Source organism: Cellvibrio sp., from assembly GCF_053579595.1.
Window position 1 is genome coordinate 1 of record NZ_JBRFPI010000264.1, and the last position, 6,461, is coordinate 6,461.

At 51.7% G+C, this 6,461-nt stretch carries 5 protein-coding genes and 1 pseudogene; 1 reads left to right on the top strand and 5 read right to left on the bottom strand.

The window, feature by feature from the left end; translation table 11 throughout:
- The 5 genes and pseudogenes from ACWA6V_RS15115 to glnA form a co-directional block, all read right to left on the bottom strand.
- Positions 1-403 (bottom strand): annotated as a pseudogene (locus ACWA6V_RS15115) (methyl-accepting chemotaxis protein); the annotation flags it as partial.
- A 348-nt stretch (positions 404-751) separates the two neighbouring features.
- Positions 752-2,188 carry a nitrogen regulation protein NR(I) gene (glnG, locus tag ACWA6V_RS15120; protein ID WP_449523272.1) on the bottom strand — a complete coding sequence of 479 codons (1,437 nt, stop codon included), beginning with the start codon at positions 2,186-2,188 and terminating at the stop codon, positions 752-754.
- Entirely contained in the window at positions 2,175-3,248 is a 1,074-nt protein-coding gene (gene glnL / locus ACWA6V_RS15125) for a nitrogen regulation protein NR(II) (protein ID WP_449523273.1), read from the bottom strand. Before glnL ends, glnG begins: the two co-directional genes overlap by 14 nt.
- Positions 3,249-3,401: 153 nt before the next feature.
- On the bottom strand, positions 3,402-3,923 hold the full coding sequence (locus ACWA6V_RS15130; protein ID WP_449523274.1) for a DUF4124 domain-containing protein: 522 nt from the start codon (positions 3,921-3,923) through the stop codon (positions 3,402-3,404).
- Positions 3,924-4,076: 153 nt separating this feature from the next.
- Positions 4,077-5,477: a type I glutamate--ammonia ligase gene (gene glnA, locus ACWA6V_RS15135; RefSeq protein WP_310074360.1), complete on the bottom strand. Its 1,401-nt coding sequence runs from the start codon at positions 5,475-5,477 to the stop codon at positions 4,077-4,079.
- Positions 5,478-6,059: 582 nt separating this feature from the next.
- Here glnA and ACWA6V_RS15140 point away from each other — a divergent pair.
- Positions 6,060-6,461: cation:proton antiporter domain-containing protein (locus tag ACWA6V_RS15140; RefSeq protein WP_449523275.1), on the top strand; the 402-nt coding region annotated here is incomplete at its 3' end.

Sequence of the window (6,461 nt, forward strand, 5' to 3'; positions counted from 1 at the left end):
CACTTAATTCCTGGGTAGAAAAACTGATGTCATAGCTGCCAATGGTGCTGCCGTTATAGACGATCGGGATGGCAGTGCGGGAGATCTGGTTTTCGCTGCGATCATCATCCGCTGCCTTGGCGAGCGACTGGCCACGATGGTCCACTACATTCACCGAGGTCACCAGCGAGGTGTTCACCAGCGACTTGGCGATAGCCTCAATCTGCTGGAAATCGTAGGCGAAGACTGCCTCCAAAATCGAACTGTTGGTCAGCGCAATCATCGCCGAGGTCTCCGCCTCCAGCTTTTTTTCTTGCGTACTCGACGCGATTTTGTAATTGGTAAACGCCACGATTATGGCAATTGCCACCATGGCAATAGTCAGCACCATCATCAATTTGGTGAGTAAGGATTTTTGTACCATGTTTCCCCCGAAAATATTCGGCTATTAGACTTATTTGGAGTTCCCAGTGTTATTTGCGGCAAATCGGCACCAATCTTGAGGATTGATGTAACCAGATGCTGGGGCGATTGCTTTTTATGGCGGTATACAGACGATGATTTAGTGAGCTGTAGTAATGAGCCGGTGGAACCAACGGCTGTTGTATACCAGTTAGCAGAGTATAGACACAGCTTTGGAAAGCTGCGCGAAGAAGAAAAGAAGATCTAAAAAGATGTTTTTAATGCCAAGGAGAATATAGTAAGAATTTTCGGGGGTGAGCTGCCGGCATAAACCGGAACTGGCTCAACCCCAAGCCGAGCGCTTCAGCAATTAATCATCGCCGTCGCCATCGGGGTCATTGCCACCGGCCATACCCAACTCCTTGAGCTTGCGGGTGAGCGTGTTGCGCCCCCAGCCCAGCAAGTTCGCAGCATCGCGTTTACGGCCAGCGGTGTATTTCAAAGCGGTTTCGATCAATGCGCGCTCGAAGGTCGGCACTGCCTCACTCAGCAATTGGTGTTGGCCTCGTGTTAAGGCTTGGTCAGCCCAATGACGCAAGGCTTTTTCCCAGTCATCGGCGGGCGTGCTAGTTTCTTTGTTTTCCAGCAGCTCGGGCGGCAAATCTTCAATATGTACTTCGCGCCCGGATGCCATTACGGTGATCCAGCGGCAAGTGTTCTCCAGCTGGCGCACGTTACCCGGCCATTGCAGGGTACAGAAGTATTCTTCGGTCTCCGGCAGCAGGACTTTCGGATCGACATTCAGCTCGGTCGCCGCTTTGTGCAGGAAGAAGCGCGCCAGCTTGGGGATATCTTCACGGCGGTTGGCCAGCTTGGGGATGTGGATACGGATCACGTTCAGGCGATGGAACAAGTCTTCGCGGAAACGGTTATCAGCTACCAGGGTTTCGAGATTTTGGTGGGTTGCAGCGATGATGCGCACATCCACTTTCACCGGGGTGTGGCCACCAACGCGATAGAACTCGCCATCGGCCAATACGCGCAACAAACGGGTCTGGGTTTCGGCAGGCATATCGCCGATTTCGTCGAGGAACAGTGATCCACCGTTGGCCTGTTCAAACCGCCCCTGACGTTGTGCAGCCGCACCGGTAAAGGCACCTTTTTCGTGGCCGAACAGTTCGGATTCCATCAAGTCTTTGGGAATTGCCGCCATATTCAGCGCGATAAAGGGTTCATTGCGGCGCGGGCTGTGGCGATGAAGCGCGCGCGCCACTAACTCTTTACCGGTGCCCGACTGGCCGTTGATCAGTACGGTGATGTTGGATTGCGACAAACGGCCAATCGCGCGAAACACTTCCTGCATCGCCGGCGCTTCGCCGATGATTTCGGTATTGGTCTCCAGCGCAGTCTCGGCACCGTGTTCGGTTTTTTGCTCTTGTGCATGGGCGAGCGCGCGCTGGGTTACCGCAACGGCATCATCCACATCGAAGGGTTTGGGCAGGTATTCAAACGCCCCGCCTTGATAGGCCGCAACGGCGCTATCCAGATCCGAATGGGCGGTCATGATAATGATCGGGATCTGCGGATGGGTATTGTGCAGATTGCCGAGCAAGGTCAGGCCATCAGTACCCGGCATACGGATATCGCTGATGATGGCATCGGGCGTATCGCGGTTGAGCTGGCTCATGGCGCTATCGCCCGAGTCAAACACGCGGGTTTCAATGTTCGCACCTTGCAGGGCTTTTTCCAGCACCCAGCGGATCGAGCGATCATCATCAATAATCCAGACTTTATTAGACTTCTGCATGTTGCGCTTCCATTGGTAAGTAGAGTGAGAAACGGGTTTTGCCCGGCTCACTTTGGCACTCGATGAGGCCATGATGTTGATGGATAAGGTGTTGCGAAATGGTCAAGCCAAGCCCCGTACCTTCGGCGCGGCCGGAGATCATCGGGTAGAAAATGTTTTCGATCATATCGGCGGGAATGCCCGGGCCGTTGTCGATGATGTCAACCCGGCAGATCAACGAATGGTGTTTGCGGCCGATGGTGTATTGGCGCTGAATGCGCGTGCGCAGCTGAATCACACCATTGAGGACATTGGCTTCGACAAGCGCCTGCATGGCATTGCGCACTATGTTGAGCAATGCCTGGATCAACATCTCCTTGTCGCCCTGCATGGCGGGGATGCTCGGGTCGTAATCGCGCACAATTTTGATCGCGTCGCTGCTTTCAGCCTTGATGATATTGGCCACCCGCTCAATCGCCTCGTGGATATTGAGCGACTGCCATTTGGGCAATTGGTTCGGGCCTAGCATGCGGTCAACTAGATTACGCAGGCGGTCCGCCTCATCAATGATAATGTTGGTGTATTCGGTCAAGCCGGAATTAGGTAGCTCGCGCGCCAACAATTGCGCTGCTCCGCGAATGCCACCGAGGGGGTTTTTAATCTCGTGCGCCATACCGCGCACCAGGTTGCGGGTGGTTTCGTGGGAGGTAGTGAGCATCTCTTCGCGGCTGATACGCAGCAACCGGTCGATCGGCTGGATCTCAATGATCAAGCCATCGTGATCGCCAAACGGGGTGACGGTGTAATCCACAGTGATGGAGCCGCCACTGAGTAAACGCCATTCAGCGTGGCGCTTGGTGTAGTGATTCGCCTGCGCCGCTGCTAGCTTAAGCTGACGGTCAGTTTCATCCGATTCATAAAAAAAGTAAGTGATTGGTTCGCCGGTGTTGCTCTCGCAACTCATGGCGAGCAGGGCTTCAGCAGCAGGGTTCATATGGCACAGCAGCAGGTCGGTATCCACCAAAATAATGGCGGTACTCAAGCTATCCAGTATGGGTTTGTAGATATCGCGCGGACTCACTAGCTACTGCTCTCCTGAACGCCTCGACAATGGGCATGGGCAGTACTGCAAAAACCAAACCAAGTTAGAAATAGGCTTGATTCGGCGGATTTAGCTGCCGCAGTCGTCCATTTTGGGGATTTTCAGGAAAATGATAGCACCAATTTGGTGCGACTATTTTGGTGTGGGCTTTGAAAGGGCATTGTTATGAATGTTTGGGCGAATAATGTTCACGATAATAGGGGCAGAGGTGCCCAATGATCGACCATTTTCATCAATCGCTTCCACTACGACTGTGTGGGTGCCGCGCGGAACATCTTTGACGATGATGTTGTTCATGGTCGTCTCTTCCAGCAATTCGCCATTCATAAAGTACACCAGCAGATGGCCCTGCTTAAGCTCGGGTTTGAGATTAATGGCTATCGCCAGATCGCGCTGGCCAACCGGTATAGTGACATCATTGCGTGGACTGATAATGGTTATTTGGTAATTGAGTGCGGCGGACTGGGCATCAACTGAATCGACAGGCACTGATTGAGGAAAGGCCTGAGGTTGGGCACCCGGCACGGTATTGATCTCGCGTAACTCCAGCTTTTCAGCGCTTTCGGTACTGGGTTTATCGGTGTATTTGATGTTGCCGTCTTTATCCACGGTTTTGTACACATCCGCCACAGCTACCTGAGACAGTAAAACCATAACCACCAGCAGACTTCGCATTACCTTCCCCTCATCCAATACGTTTTCCCTAGAGTACTCTCGCGTCCCACAAAGAAAAAGCCCGCTCCGTTGCCGGTGCGGGCTTTTTCACAGATTAACCGGACCGAAGCCCGCTTAGCCTTCCAGCAAGACTTACACGCTGTAGTAGAGTTCGAACTCTACTGGGTGCGGAGTCATGTTGATGCGTTGGATTTCTTGTTTCTTCAGGTCGATGTAAGCATCGATGAAGTCTTTAGAGAACACACCGCCAGCCAACAGGAAGTCATGGTCTGCTTCCAGGTTAGCCAGTGCTTCTTCCAGAGAAGAACACACTTGTGGGATTTCTGCTTCTTCTTCCGGCTCCAGATCGTACAGATCTTTGGTCGCTGCTTCGCCCGGATGGATCTTGTTCAGAACACCGTCGATACCCGCCATCAGCAATGAAGCGAAGCACAGGTATGGGTTAGCAGTTGGATCAGGGAAACGGGTTTCAATACGCTTGGCTTTCTCACCAACAGTGTAAGGAATACGGATAGAAGCAGAGCGGTTACGTGCAGAGTAAGCCAGCATTACTGGAGCTTCAAAACCTGGAACCAAACGCTTGTAAGAGTTGGTAGACGCGTTACAGAAAGCGTTCAATGCTTTAGCGTGCTTGATGATACCGCCAACGTAGTACAGGGCAGTTTCAGACAAACCAGCGTAAGCGTCGCCAGCGAATTGGTTTTTGCCGTTCTTGGAGAAAGACTGGTGAACGTGCATACCTGAACCGTTATCACCGATCAGAGGCTTCGGCATAAAGGTAGCGGTCTTACCGTATTGGTGCGCAACGTTGTGTACGCAGTACTTGAGGATTTGTACTTCGTCCGCTTTCTTAACCAGCGTGTTAGCGCCTACGCCGATTTCACATTGGCCAGCGTTAGCAACTTCATGGTGATGGATTTCGATTTCCAGGCCCATAGCTTCCATCGCGTTACACATAGCACCACGAATGTCGTGCAGTGAGTCGATTGGAGCAACCGGGAAGTAACCGCCTTTTACGCGTGGAGCGTGGCCGTGTTTGCCTTCCACGTCATCACCTGATTGCCATGCAGCTTCTTCAGATTTGATCTTGTAGAAAGCGCCGCCCATACCTGAGTGGAAATGAACGCTGTCGAAGATGAAGAATTCTGGCTCTGGACCAAACAGGGCAACGTCGCCCAGACCAGTTGATTTCAGGTACTCTTCAGCGCGCAGGCCGATAGAGCGTGGGTCGCGGTCGTAACCTTGCATGGTTGCAGGCTCAACGATGTTACAACGCACGTTGATGGTCGCTTCGTCGTAGAAAGGGTCCAAAACGGCAGTTGAATCGTCCGGCATCAGGATCATGTCGGAATCGTTAATACCTTTCCAGCCAGCGATAGAAGAACCATCGAACATTTTGCCATCAACGAAGAAGCTGTCGTTAACCACGCTTGATGGGAAAGTTACATGCTGCTCTTTACCTTTGAAATCGGTGAAGCGCAAATCAATCCAGCGAGCTTCGTGTTCTTTGATCAGGTCTAAAGTCTTAGACATTGAATGCCTCCAAGTTGTAATAGCCCGAAGGCTACGGATTGTGAAAGTTGTTATTGCGGCCGGTAAACAGTCCAAAAGGGCGGTTTACCTGAAAATTTTCCCCACTTCATCCGGGCTCGCGACTCATTTCGGTGAGCGGGGCAAGACTAGGGTGTCAGAAAAGGGGCAAAATATATGCCATTTAGGGAAAATAGCAATAAGCGTTTAAAAATAAGGCTTTCCAGCAATAAGGCAAACTCGCCAAAAAATACATTGCACCAATTTAATGCATATTATTTTCAATTTGCACCAAAGTGATTCAAAAAATATCAATTTACCACTACGCCTTTTGCCCCTCGACAAAACGAACGCTAGTGTGCCAGCAGCATGCGCCAAATTGCATCACTTTTATGGCCAATTCTGTGTAAATCCTCGCTACAACCAAGAGTGTGTCCGATCATTGGCTTTTGGCTAAACGCCCTATAGTGAATATCTATAGGTTTTGCATCGAATGGCGCAAAAAATCACTGTAGCTTGCGCCCTTCACTCCACTGGCGATAACACCAACAAAAAAATATCTATAAGAAGTAAGGGCTTAGTAAAATGCATATGACCACAACTGAAATTTTCCTGATCGCGATGGTGATCATTTTCACTATCCCCTTCCTGATTTGGCGCCTCGGCCGGACCGATTATTGGGCGCCGTTAGTAGTCGTACAAATCATTATGGGGATTGTGCTTGGCCCTGGAGTGCTGGGTAAGGTTTTCCCTGAGTACTACACCTTCGTTTTTAATCCGGATGTCATCAAATCGCTCAACGGTATCGCCTGGTGGGCGGTGATGATTTTTGTGTGGATCGCCGGTATTGAGCTCGACCTGAAAAAAGCCTGGGAATACAAACGCGAAAGCAGTATCACCGCCGGTCTGGCGCTGGGCACTGACGCAGCCGGAGCCCGAGCGGTCGCGCCGGCTGTGCCTCACCCTCACCGACCGGGCCGCGGCGGC

Excerpts from the sequence above, each read along its gene's own strand:
- ACWA6V_RS15130 (WP_449523274.1), bottom strand. The coding sequence starts at position 3,923 with ATGGTTTTACTGTCTCAGGTAGCTGTGGCGGATGTGTACAAAACCGTG.
- glnG (WP_449523272.1), bottom strand. The coding sequence starts at position 2,188 with ATGCAGAAGTCTAATAAAGTCTGGATTATTGATGATGATCGCTCGATC.
- glnA (WP_310074360.1), bottom strand. The coding sequence starts at position 5,477 with ATGTCTAAGACTTTAGACCTGATCAAAGAACACGAAGCTCGCTGGATT.